Consider the following 17,162-nt stretch of genomic DNA (forward strand, 5'->3'; position numbering starts at 1 on the left):
CCATCCACCCACTACGATGTCACGAGCACAACAGAACACGCTGTTATCGATCGGCTTGCCCGAGCGGGACCAACTGAACAAAGAGCTCGGCGGCGGGATCCCCCGTGGCTCCATCGTCCTCATGGAGGGCGACTACGGCGCCGGGAAGTCCGCGCTGTCGCAACGGTTCGCGTACGGCCTCGTCGACGAGGGCGCGTCCGTCACGATGCTGTCGACGGAGCTGACGGTCTCGGGGTTCATCGACCAGATGTACTCGCTTCGCTACGACGTGACGAAGCCGCTGCTCAACGAGGAATTGCTCTTCCTGGCGGCGGACTTCGACTCCGGCGGTAACTTCTCCGACAGCGACGCCGACCGCAAGGAACTGCTCAAGCTCCTGATGGAGGCGGAGGCGATGTGGAACTCCGACGTGATCATCCTCGACACGTTCGACTCCATCCTCCGCAACGATCCGACGTTCGAAGCGCTCGTCCGCAACAACGACGAGCGACAGGCCGCCCTCGAGATCATCTCGTTCTTCCGCGACATGATCTCCAGCGGGAAGGTGATCGTGCTCACCGTCGACCCCTCCGCGGTCGGCGACGACGCGATCGGTCCGTTCCGTTCCATCGCCGACGTGTTCTTCGAACTGCAGATGGTGGAGGTCGGCTCCGACGTGCGCCGGAACATCGCGGTGAAGCGCTTCGCCGGGATGGGCAGTCAGGTCGGCGACTCGATCGGCTTTTCGGTCCGCTCGGGCACCGGCATCGTCATCGAGTCCCGCAGCGTCGCCTGAGCGGGCCGCGGGCGCGGTCAGGCCGTCGTTTCCTCGCCGAGTGTTATCGTCGATGATAGCTCGCGGGGAGGGTTTAAGCCTCGTTCGGGGGTGTATCGTCGTAATGAGTACCACCCTCGTCGGGAGCCGGGGGCGCGGTGCCGTCACGCCCGACGACGGACGCTGGTCGTCGCCGGCACGGAGGTGTCTCCGATGACAGACCAAGGACAGGCGAATCCCTCGAGCGAGCTGAAGCAGTTGGCCATGAAGCGGCCGCATCTGCGCGAGCACCTGCAGAAGTTCAAGCAGATCACCGGCGAGTTCCCGATGTTCGTCGACGAGATCGAAGGCGACCACGAGACCAGGCGGCCGAACGTGCTGTACCCGGTTGGCGGTCCGATATTCTGTCACGTGTACGGCGACTTCGGACAAGACACGAAGTACTACACCGTCGAGCCGACGCTGTCGGGCGCCGAAGAGCAAGTGCTCGACACCGTGAAGTCGAAGCTGCTGCGCCAGAGCGGGCACAGGCCCGCCCCCGAGGGCGAATCGGGGTACGACGACCTCATCGAAGAGCTGCTGGAGGACGTCACAGCCGTCACCGAAGAACAGGGCAAGCGCAACGTCCTCTCGAAGGTGCGCAACTTCGGCCGGGTCGAAGTGTCGAAGCAGACGTACGACAACATCCGCTACCGGCTCAACCGCGACATCGTCGGTTTCGGACCCCTGGAGCCGGTGATGCGTGACCCGGAGAACGAGGACATCCACGTCATCGGTCCCAAGGAGTGCCACGTCGACCACGGCGTCTTCGGAATGTTGGAGACGACCGTCGACTTCGGGACGCCGACGGAGTTCGACAACTGGCTGCGCAACATGGGCGAGCGGATGGGGGACCCGGTGTCCGACTCCAACCCCATCATCGACTCGACGCTGCCCGACGGCTCGCGTATCAACATCATCTACTCCGACGACGTGTCGATCAAGGGCTCCTCGCTCACCATCCGCCAGGGCGAGGAGACGCCCCTCTCGATCAACCAGATCACGAAGTGGGGAACGCTCAGTCCCGAACTCGCGGCGTACCTCTGGCTGTGCCTAGAGAACGAACAGACGGTCTTCGTCGTCGGAGAGACGGCGTCCGGGAAGACGACGACGCTCAACGCCATCTTGAGCTACATCCCCCGGGACTCGAAGATCTACACCGCGGAGGACACCGCCGAGGTCGTCCCGCCCCACAGCACGTGGCAGCAGCTGCTCACCCGCGAGGGCGACGGCGGCGACTCCAACGACGTGGACATGTTCGACCTCGTCGCGGCCGCGCTGCGTTCCCGGCCCGACTACATCATCGTGGGGGAGGTCCGCGGAGCCGAGGGACGCATGGCGTTCCAGGCGGCCCAGACGGGCCACCCGGTGATGCTGACGTTCCACGCCTCCGATATCGTCTCCATGATCCAGCGGTTCACGTCCGAGCCGATCAACGTCCCGGAGACGTTCATGGACGTGGCCGACGTGGCGCTGTTCCAGAACCGGGTCAAACAAGGGGACGACGTCCTTCGCCGGGTCACCTCGGTCCAGGAGATCGAGGGGTACTCCAAGGAGATGGACGGCGTCGTCACCCGGCAGGTGTTCGACTGGGACCCCGTCGAAGACGAGATCGTCTTCCGCGGGCGCAACAACTCCTACGTGCTCGAAGAGCAGATCGCGACGTTGCTGGGGTACGCCGACACCCGCGACATCTACGACGACCTGAGCTTCCGCGCGGAGCTCATCGAGCGGATGATCCAGGAAGGGATCCTCGGCTACCACGAGGTGAACGAGGCGATCACCTCCTTCCAGCGCGACGGCGTCGACGGGCTCCCCTTCGACATGCACCGCACGACCTGAGCGCCGCGCATGAGCACGAACAGCGCATCCGCGTCCGACTTCTTCCCCGACTCCGCAGCGGAGCTCGCCGCCGATCTGGTCGCGTCGTACGACGCGCTGGACATGTCCAAGCGGAAGTACGTCGGCTACATCCTCGCGCCCTCGGCGGCGTTCTTCCTGCTCACGATCGTCGGGGCGTTCCTGCTCCCGCTGCCGCTGACGGTCCGGCTGCCGATCCCCGCGCTCGGGATCTTGATACTCGTCGCGGCGGTGTTCTACCCGAAACTGTACCTCAACGGACGACAGGTTGCCATCGAGAACCAGCTCCACCTGGTGATGACGCACATGACCGTGCTGTCGACGACGAACATCGACCGGATGGAGGTGTTTCGGACCCTCGCGACCGAGGAGGAGTACGGCGCCGCCGCCGACGAACTCGCGCGCGTCGTTCACCTCGTCGACACGTGGAACCAGTCGCTCGACGACGCGCTGCGTCGCCGAGCGAAGGAGGTTCCCTCGGACGTGTTCTCGGACTTCTTCGACCGCCTCGGCTACACGATCGGCGCCGGGCAGACCCTCGACGACTTCCTGCTGTCCGAGCAGGACGCGGTCATCCAGAACTACATCACGGTGTACGAGGGCGCACTGGCGAATCTGGAGGTGATGAAGGATCTGTACATGTCGATGATCCTCTCGATGACGTTCGCGCTGGTGTTCGCTATCGTCCTGCCGATCCTCACCGGCGACAACCCCACGCTCACCGTCTCTGCGGTCATCGTTCTGTTCATGCTGGTCCAGTTGGGCTTCTACGTCGTCATCCGGGCGATGTCGCCCCACGACCCCGTCTGGTTCCACTCCGAGGAGGGCGCCCCCTCCGACTTCCGTCTGTGGGCCAGTTTCGCGGTCGGCGTGTTCGGGACGGCCGCACTCGTCGTCTTCGTCGGTGCGGGGCTGTTCAACGTCGGGCCGGGACTGCGAGGGCTCCTCTTTTTCCTCGAAGACATCCCGCTCGCGCTGTACATCTGCGTCCCGATCTCGCCGATGGCTATCACCGGCGTGATGCTCCGGTTCGAGGAGCGCAACATCGAGGAGCGCGACGGGGAGTTCCCCTCGTTCATCCGCGCGCTCGGCGCCGCCGAATCCGCCAAGCAGTCGACGACCGGCGACGTGCTCGCGACGCTCCACCAGAAGGACTTCGGCGCGCTCACGCCCGCTATCGTTCGGCTGTACCGACGACTTAACATCCGGATCAGCTCCGAGCAGGCGTGGTACACCTTCGCGACCGACACCCGGTCGTACCTGATCCAGAAGTTCTCCGACATGTACCTCGAGGGGCGGTCGATGGGCGGTCGGCCGAAGCTGCTCGGGGAGCTCATCTCTCAGAACATGAACACCGTCATGCAATTGCGCGAGCAGCGCCGGCAGGCGACGGTGACGATGATCGGGCTGCTGTACGGGATCACCTCCGCGTCCGCGTTCGCGTTCTTCATCGGTCTGCAGGTCGTGAGCATTCTCGCGGACCTGTCTCAACAGTTCAACATCACCAACGCCGGCGGCGTCGGGAAGATCATCTACGCAGGGGTGTACGACATCGCGCTCATCGAGTTCCTGCTCTTGCTCGTCATCCTGTTCAACGCCGTCCTCTCGTCGGTGATGATCCGCACCATCGACGGCGGCAACAAGGCGAACGCGTACCTCCACTTCGTGCTCATGACGTGGCTCGGCTCGGGCGTCGCCATCTTCACCAAGCACCTCGTCAGCGCGATCCTCACGATCTGAGTTCGCCCGAGTCGACGGCCATCCGACTCCGGTGTCACCTGCGGCATCCGTCGCCGTGGGTCTCCCAGCTGATACCGCGCACGAAACGGTTATGCCGCCCTGCAGTCGACGTACAGACAGCGGCGGTCACGAGGCTACGGGAGTCGACCGCCGTCGGGTCGCGGCGAAGCCATGGGTAGGGACCTGGCGTTCGACGCGTCGATCCGGCCGGGCGCCTCGGGTTCGAGGCGCTCGGGACGTTCTGTATCCGAGTCCTCGACGAGCGTGTGCCGTCCGAGCGGTCGGCGCCGCCCCGTAGACCGGCGAGATTCGACGGCGCAATCGCTGTCCGGCGAGCGCATCGAAAAAGTGGAACCGGACGCCCCGGCAGTCGACCGCTCAGTCGCCGACCTGGCCTCCGTCGGAACGGGTCCCGACGAGTTCGAGAATCGCGTTAGGACTTCTCACCGCCGTCGGTGGCGACCGCACCGCCCGTGCCTTCGCGGGCATTCTGGATGTTCTCGTACCCGATTTTCACCAGCGACAGCCCCAGGTACAGCAGGGTGAACGCGAGCACGATCTGGACGACCGCCGACAGCATCGCGAACGCTCCCGCATCGGCCATCCACGCGTCGTTGAGGAACTTCGCGTAGATGTTGTCGTGGAGCGCGAGCCACAGCAGGGCCAGAGTCGTGATCGTCACCATGACCACCATCGGGCCGCCCGTGGAGATGAGCTGCTTCGAGTCGCTCCAGTTGGCGAGCCACACCGTCGCGGTGAGCAGCGCCAGCGCCGCGAGCAGCTGGTTCGCGCTGCCGAACAGCTGCCACAGCGTCAACCACGAGCCGCTCGTGATGAGGACGTACGCCGGAAGCGCCTGGACCACGGCGTTGCCGTAGCGGTCGGCCGCGAACGACTCGACCGACGACTCGGGCGTGCCGACGATCTCCTCCATCATGTACCGGCCCAGGCGGACGGCGGTGTCGGTCGACGTGAGCAGGAAGCTCACGAGCACCAGCGCCATGAACGGGCCGCCGAAGGACGTCGGGATGCCGAAGCTCGTCAGGATGATCCCGCCGCCGGTCGCGAACGTCGGCAGCGCGAGGCCGATGCCGCCGCCGACTTCGGGCGCGACGAGCGCGACGGTGATCAGCGCGACGGTGGCCAGCAGACCCTCGCCGAGCATCCCGCCGTAGCCGATGGCGCGGGCGTCGCTCTCCTTGTTTAGTTGCTTCGAGGTCGTCCCCGACGACACCAGCGAGTGGAACCCGGAGATGGTCCCGCACGCGATGGTGATGAACAGCAGCGGGAACAGCGGCGCGCCGGATCGACCGATGAACCCGTAGAACGGTTCGAGTTGCGTGGTGAGCGGCTGGCTCGGCGTGATCGCACCGATGCCGAGCGCGCCGCCGAGCGTGCCGACGATGATCGCCAGCAGCGCCCCGCCGACCCCCGAGTACAGGAGGAACGACGAGAGGTAGTCACGCGGCTGCAGCAGCACCCACACCGGGAGCGCGCTCGCGAGCGCACCGTACACGAGGATGAGCGGCACCCACGCCGCGGTGTTGGCGCCGAGGGCCCCCGCGCCGGGGAGCCACGAGCCGCCGCTTCCGAGCAGCACGAACGTCTCGGCGGGCGCGCGCGCGGCCGGCTCGAACAGCGCGACCGGGAACAGCGTTCCGACGTACACGCCAACGAACATCGCGGCGACGAACGCGATCGTCCCCGGGATGAACGAGAGGTTCAGTTGGTACAGGTACACGCCGAACAGCACCGCGAGCCCGATGTAGATCAGGCTCGCCGTCGCTGCCTCGGGGTACGCGTTGAACACGATCGCCACGACGAGCGCGAACACCGCGACGACCAGGATGATCGTCAGGAACGCGAACCACAGCAGCATGTTCTTGCCGCGCTCGCCCACGTACTCCCCGATGATGTACCCGATCGACTTCCCCTCGTGTCGGAGACTCGCCGACAGCGAGACGAAGTCGTGGACCGACCCCATCAGCGGGTTGCCGATGGCGATCCACAACAACGCGGGCACCCAGCCCCACACCACACCCGCGGTGATGGGGCCCACGATGGGCGCGCCGCCAGCGATACTCGAATAGTGATGCCCCAAGAGCACCGGCTTTTTCGCCGGAACGTACTCCTGTCCGTCCTCGTATTTGTGTGCCGGCGTCTCGCGGTCATCGTCCAGTTCGACGAACTGAGCGAGATACCGTGAGTAGCCGAGGTAGCCCGCACTGAACAGTACGAGTACCCCGATCACCAGCCACATTGCTGCCACCATGCTTGTTACCTCGTCACAGTCGTGTGTAGAATGAATATAAAAACATTAACCTTCGGCGGTGGACCGCGGACGCTCAAACGACCGGTTCATCGGCCTGAACGGTCGTTCTATGTTCGTTTCTTATCTTTTTTCACTGAATTTTACTGATGGGATCTCGTTGAATACTTTGTGGTCGTGGGTGCGCGCCTCGCGCGCACCCGGACCGTCGCGCGGTCGACCCGACTGCCGGAGCGGCTCACGTCGACTCACTCGAAGGCGTCGCGGGCGCGGCGGTGTCGATGTCGAGCTCGGCGGCAACCTCGGTGAGGAAGTCGCCTTTCACCTCCTCGACGCGGGTTTCGATCTCGGCGACGACGGGCTGGTCGAACTCCTCGCGTAGCGTGCGGAGGTGGGCGCGTTCGGTCGCGACCCGGTCGCGGAGGTAGCGCGCCCCGCGTCCGTTCTCGTCGTCGTCGGGTCCGGGCGTGAGGCGGTTCACCGCCAACCCGCGCACCGAGAGACCCCGGTCCGACAGCCCCTCGGCCGCGCGACGCGTCTCTCGAACCGAGAGCTCGTCGGGGTTGACGACGAGGAAGAACGCGGCGTGCTCACGCAGCGTCTCGCCGGCGTACTCGAAGAACTCCTTGCGCTCGCGCAAGCGCGCGAGGATCGGGTCCCCGTCCATCACCCGCCGGGGTTCGTTGTTGCCGATGGCGGCCTTCTCGAACAGGTCGATCGACTGCTCGCGCTTGCGCAGCAGGCGGTCGATCCACCCTTCCAAGAACTCCGGCAAGCCGAGCAGTCGGAGGGTTCCGCCGGTGGGCGAGGTGTCGAAGACGACGCGGTCGTACGCCTCGCTCGAGCGCATCACGTCGACGAACCGGTCGAACAGCGCAGCCTCGTAGGCGCCGGGGGTCTGGTGGGCCATCTCGATCTGGCGGTCGATCTCGTTGACAAGCGCCGCGCTCACCTGGTCTCCGAGCGCGCGCTTCGTCTCCATCAGGTGGTGTTCGACCTCCTCGTCCGGGTCGATCTCCATCGCCCACAGCCTGTCGCGACCGTCGACCGCCTGCGGCTCGTCGCCCAGTTGCTGGTCGAACACGTCCGACGTCGAGTGGGCCGGGTCCGTCGAGACGACGAGCGTGTCGAGCCCGGCGTCGGCGCACTTGACGGCGTACGCCGCCGACATCGTCGTCTTGCCGACGCCGCCCTTGCCGCCGAAGAACACGAACTTCTCCATGCGTGTGTTCTCGGCCATCAGAAGTGGTACTGCTGTCCTTTGCGTTCGAGCATCGAGCCGCGGTCCCACATCCGCCGCTCCCACGCCTCGAACTCCGATTCGAGATACGGGAGCAGCTCGGCGGTGTAGTAGGAGACGGGGGAGGGGATGCCGAAGGCGTCGGGGAAGCACGCCAGCATGAACGTGTCCTCCAGGTCCTCGGCCTCCTTCTCGATCTTCTCGTACGCCGGGTGGGTCACCAGCCCGTGATACAGGCCGGTGGCCCACTCGCGCAGCGCGTCGAGGTACCGGTCGATCCGGTCCGCGATGGCGCCCTCGCCGTCGTCCGTGGCGTCGCTCATCAGCCGGTTGTGTGATGCTCCCGTGGTTAAGGGTATCGCGATCGTGCGCCGGCGCTGTTCGTCGCCTCCGATCGGCGGAGACGCGCCGCGATCAACGGGCACAAGTACCACACGCGCGGATCGTCCGTCGATGACGCCCGGACGCGGACTCGGCGGCGGTCCCGGACCGAGCGGCGACGACGCGATCCCCGTGACGGTGCTCTCGGGGAGCCTCGGCGCTGGCAAGACGACCCTCGTGAACCACATCCTCTCGAACGCCGGCGACCGCGACATTGCGGTCCTGGTCAACGACGTGGGGTCGGTGAACGTCGATTACGACCTCCTGTCCTCGGCGGACCTCCCCGCCGTCGGCGTCGCGGAACTGTCGAACGGCTGCATCTGCTGTGAACTGCGCGACGACCTCGAACGCGCGGTCGTCCAACTCGCCGACGGCAAGGAGTTCGACCACCTCGTCGTCGAGCCCTCGGGGATCAGCGAACCCGGCCCGGTCGCCCGACAGTTCACGAACGGTCCGGCCGCCGCGCGCTACCGGATGGACGCCGTCGTCACGGTGCTGGACACCCCGCAGTTCCTCGACGCATTCGCGGGCGAGGGAACGCCCCGGCGACGGGGAACGCCGGCGCCCGACGACGAGAACGGCGACAGCGAGGACACCGCTGCCGCCGACGCGCCCCGACCGCTCTCGGATCTGCTGGTCGAACAGGTGGAAGGCGCGGACGTGGTCCTGCTCAACAAGGCAGACCTGTGCGACGACGCCGACCTCGCCGAGGCCGAGGAGTTGGTCCGCGCGCTCCGCCCCGGCGCCGAGATCGTCCTCACCGAACACTCGGCGGCGCCGTTGGACCGGATCCTCGACGTCGACCTGTACGAACACCGCGGCGAGGGCGATCCAGGCCACCTCGACGGGCAGGGTGACCACGACCACGGCCACGCCGACGGCGACGAGCACGAACGGACCGACAGCGACGGTCGCGGGAACACCCATGGCGGCGACGGCCACGACCACGCGCACCCGGACGAGGTGTACGGCGTCACGTCGTTCGTGTACCGTGCCCGTCGACCGTTCCACCCCGAACGGCTCTCCGGCCTCCTCTCGGACCTCCCCGAGTCGGTCGTGCGCTCGAAGGGGACCCTCCACGTCGCGGGCAGCGATCAGCGGCTGAACTACAGCCAGGCCGGCCCCTCGGTTCGGGTGGAGGCGGTCGGGCGATGGGTGGCGGCGATGGACGAGGCCGACCGGGAGCTGTACCGCGCGAACCGCCGCGGCGGCGCCGACTGGGACGACGAGTGGGGCGACCGACACACCGAGCTGGTCGTCATCGGCGTCGACCTCGACGAGCCGGCGGTTCGCGCGCGGCTGGACGACTGTCGGGTCACGGACGCGGAACTGGAGAACGGAACCGGCGTCGACCCCGCCGAGTGGTTCCCGACCGCGCCCGCAGAGGGCGACGGGGACGCCGAGGCGGTCGTCTCGCTGTCGTAAGGATCAGCAGGCGCAACCGGTCGAGCCGGGCGAGCGCTCGAACTCCATCTCGTCGCCGCACGCCGGACACGACGGCGCGCCGTCGCCGTCCACGTCGAGATCGAGCAGGCGCTCGTCGCAGTCGTGACACCAGTACGCGCCCGCCGACTCCTCGCGGCCGCCCCCGCGGTTCGGCGATTCCGTCGAGGCCTTCAGCGTCTCCGTGAGCGTGCCGATCAGTCCCATGGGTGTAATCCTCTCTGTCCCGCGCATAAACTGCGGCGCGGATCCGCGGTCGCGACACACAACCGCCGTGTCAGCGATCGCGCGCCTCAGCGGTCGTCGGCGACGTTATCGAGCAGCCGTCGAAGCTCCCCCCGGCGCTTCCACCCGGCGATCCGGTCGGTCAGGGGAAGCGGTAGTCCGAGCGAGACGCGGGAGACTGCCCGTACCCGGCTGCCCTCGTTGGCCGCCTCGACGGTCACCTCCGTCTCCATCGCGTCGAACGGGCCCCGTTCGCCGACCTGCTCGTAGCGCCAGCCGCCGTCGGTCTCGGTCACCCGGAGGTCGAACTCCAGGCCGCCGCCGGCGACGGTGACGACGGTGGCGTCGCGCTCGCGGGCCCCGTGGCTCCCCGCCCGCTCCGCGGCCTCGCTCTGTTCGCCCGCGCGCTCAGGTCTGGTTCCGCGGACGACGAAGCTCCCCTCGTACTCGACCAGCGCCGCCGGCGAGATCTGTCGCCGAAGCGCGTCGGGCGGCGCCCCGACGAACCGTTCGGCCTCGACTTCGCGCATGCCGAGCGGTGGGCGACCCCCGCACAAAAGCCCGCGGGGAACCGGCCTCGCCCCCCTCGTCCGCGTCGCTCCCCCGCCGCGGCGCCGGCCGCGCTCACCAGTCGACAAGCGGGAGGGTCAACAGCACGAGCAGCAGCCCGAAGGCGACGGCGGCGTACCACAGCCGGCGGAATCGCCACGACGCGGGGAGCTCCTCGCGGAGGTCGGGTCGAACCGACCGAACGAGCCGGTGGTACGCGAGGGCCGCCGTCGGAACGAACGCGGCGGCGGAGCCGCCCAGCGCGAGCGACAGATCGACGCCGAACAGCGCCATCAGGTAGATCGGGCCGGCGGAGAAGACGATCATGAACGCCATCCCGGCGACGACGAGGAAGGGGACCGGATCGACGGGGTCGCCCTCGCGGTTCCGGAGGCGCATACCCCCACCTACGACCGCGAGAGCCAAGTAGGTGGTACCCGCACGGCGAGGCATGGCAAGCGACGGCGACCCGCGCGTGCTGCTCGCGATGAACATCGTCCTCTCGACTCTGTTCTCGACCGTCGTCGTGTGGGGGCTGTCGTACCTCGATCTCGCCGCCCTGACGCTGGAGAACGTCGCCGGCCTCGCGATCGTCATCTTCGCGGCGACGTATCTGGTCGTCCTCCGATAGCCGCGCTTCTTCTCACTGGGCCGCCGCGCGCAACCGACTCAGGCCGCCAGCAGGAACACCGCCGTCATCGCCGCCCCCGCGGCCGGCGGGATCGTGAGGTTGTCGTCGACCACGTAGCCGCGGATCACCGGCTTCACCCCGTCGGCGATGGTCGCCCCGAGCGCGCCAGCGACCGCGGCGGCGACGCCGACGACCGCTCCCGCGTGCATGACGGTGATCGGCGCCGCGAGCGCGAAGCAGACGAGAAACATCACCGCGAGCACGCCGACCTCCTTGGCGGTCGTCGCGTCGTTGCTGCCGAGATACCCCGAGATGGGGTCGCCGACGGAGAGCATCAGTATCGCCGACACCGCAATTGGCGGTTCGACCGCGACGGCGTCGGGGCCGTACGGGGGCGCGAACGCCAGCGCCGCCAGCGTCGCCCCGACCATGAACAGCGCGTAGCCGGCGACGTTGTCGGCCTCGTACTCCCGCGTCAGTTCGTCGTACACGCGGTTCAGCGGCCACCACTCCACGTCGACGACGAGCCGGAGGAACTCCAGCACGAACACGCCGGCGGTCGCGAGGAGAAGCAGTCCCTGCAGCTGTCGCCACGTGACGAGGCCGAGCAGGTAGATCGCCGGAAAGCCCGTCCCCGAGGCGTGGACAGCCCGCCGCTTCAGCTCCCCCATCGGCGCCTCAGGCCGTCTGGACGTCGGTCTCGATCTCGTCGTGCGACGCCGCCAGCGCGTCGAACGCGCGGTCGTCCTCCGGATCCAGCAGCGCGGCGATCTCGGCGCCGACCTCGTCCACCGGGACGCGGACCTGTCGGGCCGAGTCGCGCTCGCGGACGGTGACGGTGTCTTGGCCGTCGCCCTCGATGCCGTCGCGGTCGACCGTGACGCAGAACGGCGTGCCGACCTCGTCTTGTCTGCGGTAGCGCCGGCCGATCGAGCCGGAGTCGTCGTACTCGACCGAGAGGCCTGCCGCGCGGAGGTCGCCGGTCACGTCGTCGGCCAACTCCAACAGGCGGTCGTCGTTGGAGACGAGCGGGAATACGGCGGCGTCGGTCGCGGCCATCTCCGGGTCCAAGGCGAGGTAGGTGCGCTCCTCGCCGTCGACCTCGTCGGTTCGGTAGGCGTGCTCGATCACGGTGTAGACGATGCGGTCGACGCCGAACGACGGCTCGACGACGTGCGGGGTGATGTGCTCGCCGTTCTCGGTCACCGTCTCGACCGAGAAGTCCGCCACGTCGCTGTCGACGGTGTAGGTCTCGCCGTCGACCTCGACGGTCACCGCGTCGGCGTCGAAGGCGTCGGGGTCGCGCTCGGCCAGCGTCTGGAGCGCGTCGGCGACCGCGCCGGCGTCGCCGCCGAACTCGGGACCGAGCGTCGCCATGTCCGGGTCGACGGTCGCGCGCTCGACGGTTTTGGGCTCGTCGTACTGCTTGAACACGGTGAACGACTCGCCGGAGTGCTCGGCGTGCTTGCGCAGGTCGTAGTCCGAGCGGTACGCGAAGCCGGTGATCTCGATCCAGTCGCCGCTCACTTCCGACTCGGCGTCCCAGCAGTCTGCCGCGTAGTGGGCCAACTCGCCGGGGAGGTGCTGGCGGAAGCGGAAGCGGTCCATGTCGACGCCGACGCGCTCGTACCACTCCTGGGCGACGCCGAGGTAGTAGCCGACCCACTCGGAGCCGATCACGCCCTCGTCGACCGCCTCGCCGACGGTCGCGGTGTACGCCGAGCCCTCCTCGTCCTCCTGTTCGTCGGCCGGATAGAGGGTGACTTCCACGTCCGCGACCTCGTCCAGCGGCGGCTCGTCCTCCTCCGGATCGATGAACGTCTCCAGCTCGGCCTGCGTGAACTCGCGCACGCGGATGATGCCCTTGCGAGGGCTGATCTCGTTGCGGTAGGCGGGACCGATCTGGGTGACGCCGAACGGGAGGCGGTTGCGGGCGTACTCCTTGAGCCGCGGGAACTCCACGAAGATGCCCTGCGCCGTCTCCGGACGCATGTAGCCGGGCTGGCCCGAGCCGGGGCCGATGCTCGTCTCGAACATGAGGTTGAAGTCTTCGACGGGCTCGCCCGCGAGTTCGGCGTCACACGAGGGGCAGCAGAGCGCATGTTCGCGAATGAGCGCTTCGACTTCCGAGATCGGAAGCGACTCGGCCTCCTCGATGTCGGTGTTGTCCTCGATCAGGTGGTCGGCGCGGTGGGACTCGCCGCACTCGGGGCAACTGACGAGCATGTCGTCGAAGCCGTCGAGGTGGCCGGACGCCTCGAAGACGGCCTCGGGCATGATCGTCGGCGCCTCGATCTCCATGTTGCCCTGGCGGACGGTGAAGCGGTCGCGCCACGCGGACTCGAGGTTGTCCTTCACGGCCGCGCCGTTCGGGCCGTACGTGTAGAAGCCGGCGACGCCGCCGTAGGCGCCGTTCGCGCCGAAGAAGAAGCCCCGGCGCTTCGCCAGCTCGATCACGTCCTCCTGTGCGACCATCCTACAGCGCCTCCAGGAGGTTCACGTCCCGGACGATGCCGACGAGTTCACCGCCGGCCTGCAGCGGGAGCTGTTCGATGTCCTCGGTGATCATCTCCTGTGCGGCCTCCTTGACCGAGCGGGTTCGCGAGACCGTCGTCACGTCCTCGGTCATGAACCCCGTCACCGGCTCGGCCGGGATCTCGACGTTCCGCGTGGGCACGTACGCCGCGCCGATGGCCTTGATGCCCTCCCACTTCCAGTCGTCGTCCTGATCGGCGATGGAGTCGCCGGTATCGTCCTCGCCCTCGACGACGCGAGCGACATCGAGGATGTCGACCTCGGTGAGCATCCCGTCCATGTCGCCGTCGTCGCCCAGCACGACCGCATACGGGACGTTCGCGAAGAACAGCTGTCGCTCGGCGACCGTCAGCGGCGTGCCGGTGTACACCGTGTTCACGTCGGTGCCGGTCACGTCGGCGCAGACGGCGGCGGTGTCGACCTTGCCACGAGCGATCGCAGCGACGATGTCGGTGACGGTGATGATGCCCGCCAGCGCGTCGCCGTTGTGTTCGTGGACGACGGGAATCCGGCGACTGCCGCTGAGCATCACCTGCGCGGCGTCGCGGAGATTCGTGTCGGGGGTGACCGTCGGGGTCTCGCGCATCAACAGCGCGAGCTGGTCCTCGTCCGGCTTGTCGATGAGATCGTCGCGGGAAACGAGCCCCCGGTACACTTCCTCGTCGCCCTCGCCTTTCACGACCGGAACCGACGAGAAGCGGTACTCCTGGAGATACGTGAGGACGTCGTCGCGAGTACCGGGGAGCGACACCGTGACGAGGTCGGTCCGCGGCGTCATCGCGTCTGCTACGTTCATACCCCGCAGTGCGCCCCCACGCCTCTTGTATCATGCGAAGGTGTTTCCGGCGGCTGTCCCGGGAACGCACCCGATCAATCGGACGCCGACACCGGCTCTGGCCCCTGTGAGTCGCTGTCAATCCGATGAGTTTATCAGTGCGTATGTGAGAGGTATGCATATGACAACGAGGCACACGGGGCGCGAGCCCGGTGAGGTGATGGCGTCGGTGGACGAGAGCTCCGCGGAGTTCGTCATCGCGGACCTCGCATGCGACGACGCGTGGCTCGCCGTCGGCGAGGCGGACGCCCCGGTGCTTGAGAACTGGTGTTGAGAGGGTATCTCCCCCGCTGCGGCTGATCCGGTCGATTCTGTTCGGCTACCGAGAGACCAGGCGACGGGCAGCGTGCGGATTACCGATAGCTACGCGAGCGACCGACGGCGTCGTCGCCGCTTCTCAGATCTCGTCGTCGGGGTCATGGTCCCCGGCCATTCGCTCTGCCTCCGCAGCGTAGCGCTCGCGCCGCTCAACGTCGTCGATGCGTTCCGTGTCGCTCTCGTCGCGGTCGATCGCGGCGGTGATCGGCTTTCGCTGGAGCAACTCGATCGACGCCTGTCGGGTGTAGACGCGTCGACCGTCGACGCTCGCGTAGGTGAGCGTCACCGTCTGTCGGGTGTCGTACTCGCGGGAGACGAGCCAGAGGCGCATGACACCCGATTCAAGCGCCGGCGAGAAAGGCTACCGGGGTCCGAAACGGGCGGCTGTGTGGGTCCGAGTCCCGGGGCGTCGTTCGACGAGGCGAACCGAACCGTCCGCGTCGATGCAGATCAGACGCCGAAGTTGAACCCGCCGTACTCGTCTTCGTCCTCGGTCCCGTTCGGTTCCTCGGCCGGCTCAGTCGCCGCTTCGGTCCGCTCGTCCGGTTCCTCGACCGATTCGATGGTGACGCCGTCGCCCTCGTCGCCATCGTCGTTCTCCTTGCGAACCGCGGACGCGTCGATGGTGATCCCGCCGTCGGTTCGGAACTCGTGGTCCGACTCGGCGTCCGATCCGTCGGTCGTGGCAGCGCTGAACCCGGCGCTTTCGGCGTTCTTCCCGCGAAGATCGGCCACGCGATCGGACAGCTCGGCGATGGCCTCGCTCTGATCGTCGGTCGCGGCGACGATGCGGTCGGCGGCGTGTTCGGTCTCGGTCGACCGCTCGCGGACCTCTTCGATAGTCGCAGTGAGCTCCTCGACGGTGGCCGCCTGATCGTCGGTCGCACGCGATACCTCGGTGATGCCGTCGGCGGCCTGATCGATCGACGACGCGATGTCCTCGAACGCCTCCAACACGTCGTCGATCTGGTCGGCCGCGTGGTCGATCTGCTGGTGGCTCTGCTCGGCGGCGACGACCGTCGAGTCGGTCTGGCTCTGGAGCTCCTCGATGTTCCCCGTGATCTGCTCGGTGTGCTGGCGGGTCTCGTCAGCGAGGGTCTTCACCTCCTCGGCGACGACGGCGAACCCGTCGCCGTCCTTGCCCGCGCGGGCGGCCTCGATGTTCGCGTTGAGCGCGAGCAGGTTCGTCTGCTCGGCCACGTCGGAGATGACCTCCACGACCGCCTCGATGTCGTCCATCCGGTCGCCGAGATCGGTAACTGAATCGACGAGCTCCTCGCCGATATCGGTCACCTCCTCGGTCGCCTCGCGTGCGTCTTCGCTGGCATCGAGCCCGTCGGTAGCTGCCTCGCGCGCCTGTCCGGCGGCTGTGTCGACCTCTTCGGCGGTGGCGGCGACCTCCTCCATCGACGCGGAGAACGTCTGCATCTCCGAAACGCCCTCCGAGAGGAGGTCGTTCTGTTCACCGACGTTCTCGGCGATCTCCTCGGCGGCGTCGACCGCCTCCTCGACGGAGTCCTCCAGCCGCACGGTCCCCTCGTCGACGCCGGCGGCCGTCTCTTGGAAGGCGGCAGCCATCTCGTTCAGGTCGTCCACCACCGACAGGAGCCGTTCGTCGAGACAGTCGTCCTCGAACTGGGCGCGCTCGCTGAGATCCCCGGCCATCAACGAGGCCATCGTCGCGCTGAGTTCGTTCACCAGCGCTTCGGCGGCCTCCTGGCGCTGTCTCTCCTCGGTCCTGTCCTGGACCGTCTCGACGACCGCGATCAACTCGTCGTCTTCGTACAGCGGCATCGCGCTGAAGTAGATGTGGCGCTCGTCGCCGTACTGATCGGTCATCACGCTGGTGTCGGCGTAGAGCCACGTCGACTCGTCTTTCAGGTCGACACCGAACTCCTCGTGGACCGACTTCGGGTGCTCCAGCACCTTGTCCGCGAGCGTCTGCGCACGACGGCCGTCAGGGTAGAACATCTCGCTGGCGTGTTCGTGCCCGATCGCCTCCTCCGCGGTCGCCCCGGTCAGCTCCTCGATCGCCGAGTTCCAGGCGATGATCTCGCCGTCGCTGTCCACCATGAACACGGCGGAGCCGACGCCGTCGAGCAGCAGGTCGTCGTCGATGTTCAGTTCGTCGTCCGAGTCCGCCTCCTGTGTCGGGATCGGTTCGCCGTTCGCCTCGACAGTTACCCCACCGTCGGCCAGTGGCTCTTCTTGAGCCGTCCCGGCGACCCACGCGCGGAGGCGGGTAAGTAATGACATACTCCTACGGCTCTGCGAATCCTGTTTAATCATTACCGTCTAAGAATCACTCCCGATAGCTGGTGCGATCCCCGTTCACGGGGCCGC

17 protein-coding genes are annotated in these 17,162 nt (G+C 67.3%); 6 read left to right on the forward strand and 11 right to left on the reverse strand.

From position 1 onward, the window contains the following. Positions 1-16: 16 nt before the first annotated feature. The 3 genes from arlH (at position 17) to arlJ (ending at position 4,393) form a co-directional block, all read left to right on the forward strand. Complete coding sequence (gene arlH / locus P0Y41_RS09205) at positions 17-775, forward strand: archaellum protein ArlH (RefSeq protein ID WP_284061061.1); 759 nt, start codon at positions 17-19, stop codon at positions 773-775. 192 nt (positions 776-967) lie between these two features. Continuing rightward, positions 968-2,635, forward strand: a complete 1,668-nt coding sequence (gene flaI, locus P0Y41_RS09210; RefSeq protein WP_284061062.1) for an archaellum flagellar ATPase motor FlaI — start codon at positions 968-970, stop codon at positions 2,633-2,635. Between the two features lie 9 nt (positions 2,636-2,644). Then, entirely contained in the window at positions 2,645-4,393 is a 1,749-nt protein-coding gene (arlJ, locus tag P0Y41_RS09215; protein ID WP_284061063.1) for an archaellar assembly protein ArlJ/FlaJ, read from the forward strand. A gap of 433 nt (positions 4,394-4,826) precedes the next feature. Here the strand turns inward: arlJ and P0Y41_RS09220 are convergent, their stop codons facing one another. The 3 genes from P0Y41_RS09220 to P0Y41_RS09230 all read right to left on the reverse strand — a co-directional run bounded on the left by P0Y41_RS09220 (position 4,827) and on the right by P0Y41_RS09230 (position 8,225). Next, positions 4,827-6,665 carry a carbon starvation CstA family protein gene (locus tag P0Y41_RS09220; RefSeq protein WP_284061064.1) on the reverse strand — a complete coding sequence of 613 codons (1,839 nt, stop codon included), beginning with the start codon at positions 6,663-6,665 and terminating at the stop codon, positions 4,827-4,829. A 235-nt stretch (positions 6,666-6,900) separates the two neighbouring features. After that, positions 6,901-7,884: an ArsA family ATPase gene (locus P0Y41_RS09225; RefSeq protein WP_284063390.1), complete on the reverse strand. Its 984-nt coding sequence runs from the start codon at positions 7,882-7,884 to the stop codon at positions 6,901-6,903. A gap of 17 nt (positions 7,885-7,901) precedes the next feature. Further along, positions 7,902-8,225 carry a DUF7990 family protein gene (locus tag P0Y41_RS09230; protein WP_284061065.1) on the reverse strand — a complete coding sequence of 108 codons (324 nt, stop codon included), beginning with the start codon at positions 8,223-8,225 and terminating at the stop codon, positions 7,902-7,904. Positions 8,226-8,355: 130 nt separating this feature from the next. On the opposite strand from P0Y41_RS09230, the gene P0Y41_RS09235 reads away from it, so the two are divergent. After that, positions 8,356-9,708 carry a CobW family GTP-binding protein gene (locus tag P0Y41_RS09235; RefSeq protein WP_284061066.1) on the forward strand — a complete coding sequence of 451 codons (1,353 nt, stop codon included), beginning with the start codon at positions 8,356-8,358 and terminating at the stop codon, positions 9,706-9,708. Between the two features lie 3 nt (positions 9,709-9,711). On the opposite strand, the gene P0Y41_RS09240 is transcribed toward P0Y41_RS09235, so the two are convergent. The 3 genes from P0Y41_RS09240 to P0Y41_RS09250 all read right to left on the reverse strand — a co-directional run bounded on the left by P0Y41_RS09240 (position 9,712) and on the right by P0Y41_RS09250 (position 10,899). Further along, positions 9,712-9,933 (reverse strand): hypothetical protein, encoded by a 222-nt coding sequence (locus tag P0Y41_RS09240; protein ID WP_284061067.1) that lies wholly within the window; start codon positions 9,931-9,933, stop codon positions 9,712-9,714. An 86-nt stretch (positions 9,934-10,019) separates the two neighbouring features. Then, entirely contained in the window at positions 10,020-10,481 is a 462-nt protein-coding gene (locus P0Y41_RS09245; protein ID WP_284061068.1) for an SRPBCC family protein, read from the reverse strand. Positions 10,482-10,575: 94 nt separating this feature from the next. Then, positions 10,576-10,899, reverse strand: a complete 324-nt coding sequence (locus P0Y41_RS09250) for a hypothetical protein (RefSeq protein WP_284061069.1) — start codon at positions 10,897-10,899, stop codon at positions 10,576-10,578. Between the two features lie 52 nt (positions 10,900-10,951). On the opposite strand from P0Y41_RS09250, the gene P0Y41_RS09255 reads away from it, so the two are divergent. Continuing rightward, positions 10,952-11,131: a DUF8107 family protein gene (locus P0Y41_RS09255; protein WP_284061070.1), complete on the forward strand. Its 180-nt coding sequence runs from the start codon at positions 10,952-10,954 to the stop codon at positions 11,129-11,131. A gap of 38 nt (positions 11,132-11,169) precedes the next feature. Here the strand turns inward: P0Y41_RS09255 and P0Y41_RS09260 are convergent, their stop codons facing one another. From P0Y41_RS09260 to P0Y41_RS09270, 3 genes are read right to left on the reverse strand one after another with little or no spacing between them, the layout of a single operon-like run. Next, complete coding sequence (locus P0Y41_RS09260) at positions 11,170-11,802, reverse strand: diacylglycerol/polyprenol kinase family protein (protein ID WP_284061071.1); 633 nt, start codon at positions 11,800-11,802, stop codon at positions 11,170-11,172. A 7-nt stretch (positions 11,803-11,809) separates the two neighbouring features. Beyond that, a complete protein-coding gene (gene glyS / locus P0Y41_RS09265) occupies positions 11,810-13,606 on the reverse strand; it encodes a glycine--tRNA ligase (RefSeq protein WP_284061072.1) in 1,797 nt (598 codons plus the stop codon). A 1-nt stretch (position 13,607) separates the two neighbouring features. Continuing rightward, complete coding sequence (locus P0Y41_RS09270) at positions 13,608-14,462, reverse strand: CBS domain-containing protein (RefSeq protein WP_284061073.1); 855 nt, start codon at positions 14,460-14,462, stop codon at positions 13,608-13,610. Between the two features lie 160 nt (positions 14,463-14,622). Between P0Y41_RS09270 and P0Y41_RS09275 the strand changes: the two genes are divergently transcribed. Beyond that, on the forward strand, positions 14,623-14,775 hold the full coding sequence (locus P0Y41_RS09275; protein ID WP_284061074.1) for a DUF7556 family protein: 153 nt from the start codon (positions 14,623-14,625) through the stop codon (positions 14,773-14,775). Positions 14,776-14,898: 123 nt separating this feature from the next. On the opposite strand, the gene P0Y41_RS09280 is transcribed toward P0Y41_RS09275, so the two are convergent. Together P0Y41_RS09280 and P0Y41_RS09285 are read right to left on the reverse strand one after the other, a co-directional pair. Next, positions 14,899-15,150 carry a DUF7967 family protein gene (locus tag P0Y41_RS09280; protein ID WP_284061075.1) on the reverse strand — a complete coding sequence of 84 codons (252 nt, stop codon included), beginning with the start codon at positions 15,148-15,150 and terminating at the stop codon, positions 14,899-14,901. Positions 15,151-15,269: 119 nt separating this feature from the next. Further along, on the reverse strand, positions 15,270-17,075 hold the full coding sequence (locus P0Y41_RS09285; RefSeq protein ID WP_284061076.1) for a methyl-accepting chemotaxis protein: 1,806 nt from the start codon (positions 17,073-17,075) through the stop codon (positions 15,270-15,272). Positions 17,076-17,162 lie beyond the last annotated feature (87 nt).

Origin of the sequence: Halobaculum halobium (assembly GCF_030127145.1) — an archaeon.
Taxonomy (GTDB): domain Archaea; phylum Halobacteriota; class Halobacteria; order Halobacteriales; family Haloferacaceae; genus Halobaculum; species Halobaculum halobium.

Excerpts from the sequence above, each read along its gene's own strand:
- arlH (WP_284061061.1), top strand. The coding sequence starts at position 17 with ATGTCACGAGCACAACAGAACACGCTGTTATCGATCGGCTTGCCCGAG.
- flaI (WP_284061062.1), top strand. The coding sequence starts at position 968 with ATGACAGACCAAGGACAGGCGAATCCCTCGAGCGAGCTGAAGCAGTTG.
- arlJ (WP_284061063.1), top strand. The coding sequence starts at position 2,645 with ATGAGCACGAACAGCGCATCCGCGTCCGACTTCTTCCCCGACTCCGCA.
- P0Y41_RS09220 (WP_284061064.1), bottom strand. The coding sequence starts at position 6,665 with ATGGTGGCAGCAATGTGGCTGGTGATCGGGGTACTCGTACTGTTCAGT.
- P0Y41_RS09225 (WP_284063390.1), bottom strand. The coding sequence starts at position 7,884 with ATGGAGAAGTTCGTGTTCTTCGGCGGCAAGGGCGGCGTCGGCAAGACG.
- P0Y41_RS09230 (WP_284061065.1), bottom strand. The coding sequence starts at position 8,225 with ATGAGCGACGCCACGGACGACGGCGAGGGCGCCATCGCGGACCGGATC.
- P0Y41_RS09235 (WP_284061066.1), top strand. The coding sequence starts at position 8,356 with ATGACGCCCGGACGCGGACTCGGCGGCGGTCCCGGACCGAGCGGCGAC.
- P0Y41_RS09240 (WP_284061067.1), bottom strand. The coding sequence starts at position 9,933 with ATGGGACTGATCGGCACGCTCACGGAGACGCTGAAGGCCTCGACGGAA.
- P0Y41_RS09245 (WP_284061068.1), bottom strand. The coding sequence starts at position 10,481 with ATGCGCGAAGTCGAGGCCGAACGGTTCGTCGGGGCGCCGCCCGACGCG.
- P0Y41_RS09250 (WP_284061069.1), bottom strand. The coding sequence starts at position 10,899 with ATGCGCCTCCGGAACCGCGAGGGCGACCCCGTCGATCCGGTCCCCTTC.
- P0Y41_RS09255 (WP_284061070.1), top strand. The coding sequence starts at position 10,952 with ATGGCAAGCGACGGCGACCCGCGCGTGCTGCTCGCGATGAACATCGTC.
- P0Y41_RS09260 (WP_284061071.1), bottom strand. The coding sequence starts at position 11,802 with ATGGGGGAGCTGAAGCGGCGGGCTGTCCACGCCTCGGGGACGGGCTTT.
- glyS (WP_284061072.1), bottom strand. The coding sequence starts at position 13,606 with ATGGTCGCACAGGAGGACGTGATCGAGCTGGCGAAGCGCCGGGGCTTC.
- P0Y41_RS09270 (WP_284061073.1), bottom strand. The coding sequence starts at position 14,462 with ATGAACGTAGCAGACGCGATGACGCCGCGGACCGACCTCGTCACGGTG.
- P0Y41_RS09275 (WP_284061074.1), top strand. The coding sequence starts at position 14,623 with ATGACAACGAGGCACACGGGGCGCGAGCCCGGTGAGGTGATGGCGTCG.
- P0Y41_RS09280 (WP_284061075.1), bottom strand. The coding sequence starts at position 15,150 with ATGCGCCTCTGGCTCGTCTCCCGCGAGTACGACACCCGACAGACGGTG.
- P0Y41_RS09285 (WP_284061076.1), bottom strand. The coding sequence starts at position 17,075 with ATGTCATTACTTACCCGCCTCCGCGCGTGGGTCGCCGGGACGGCTCAA.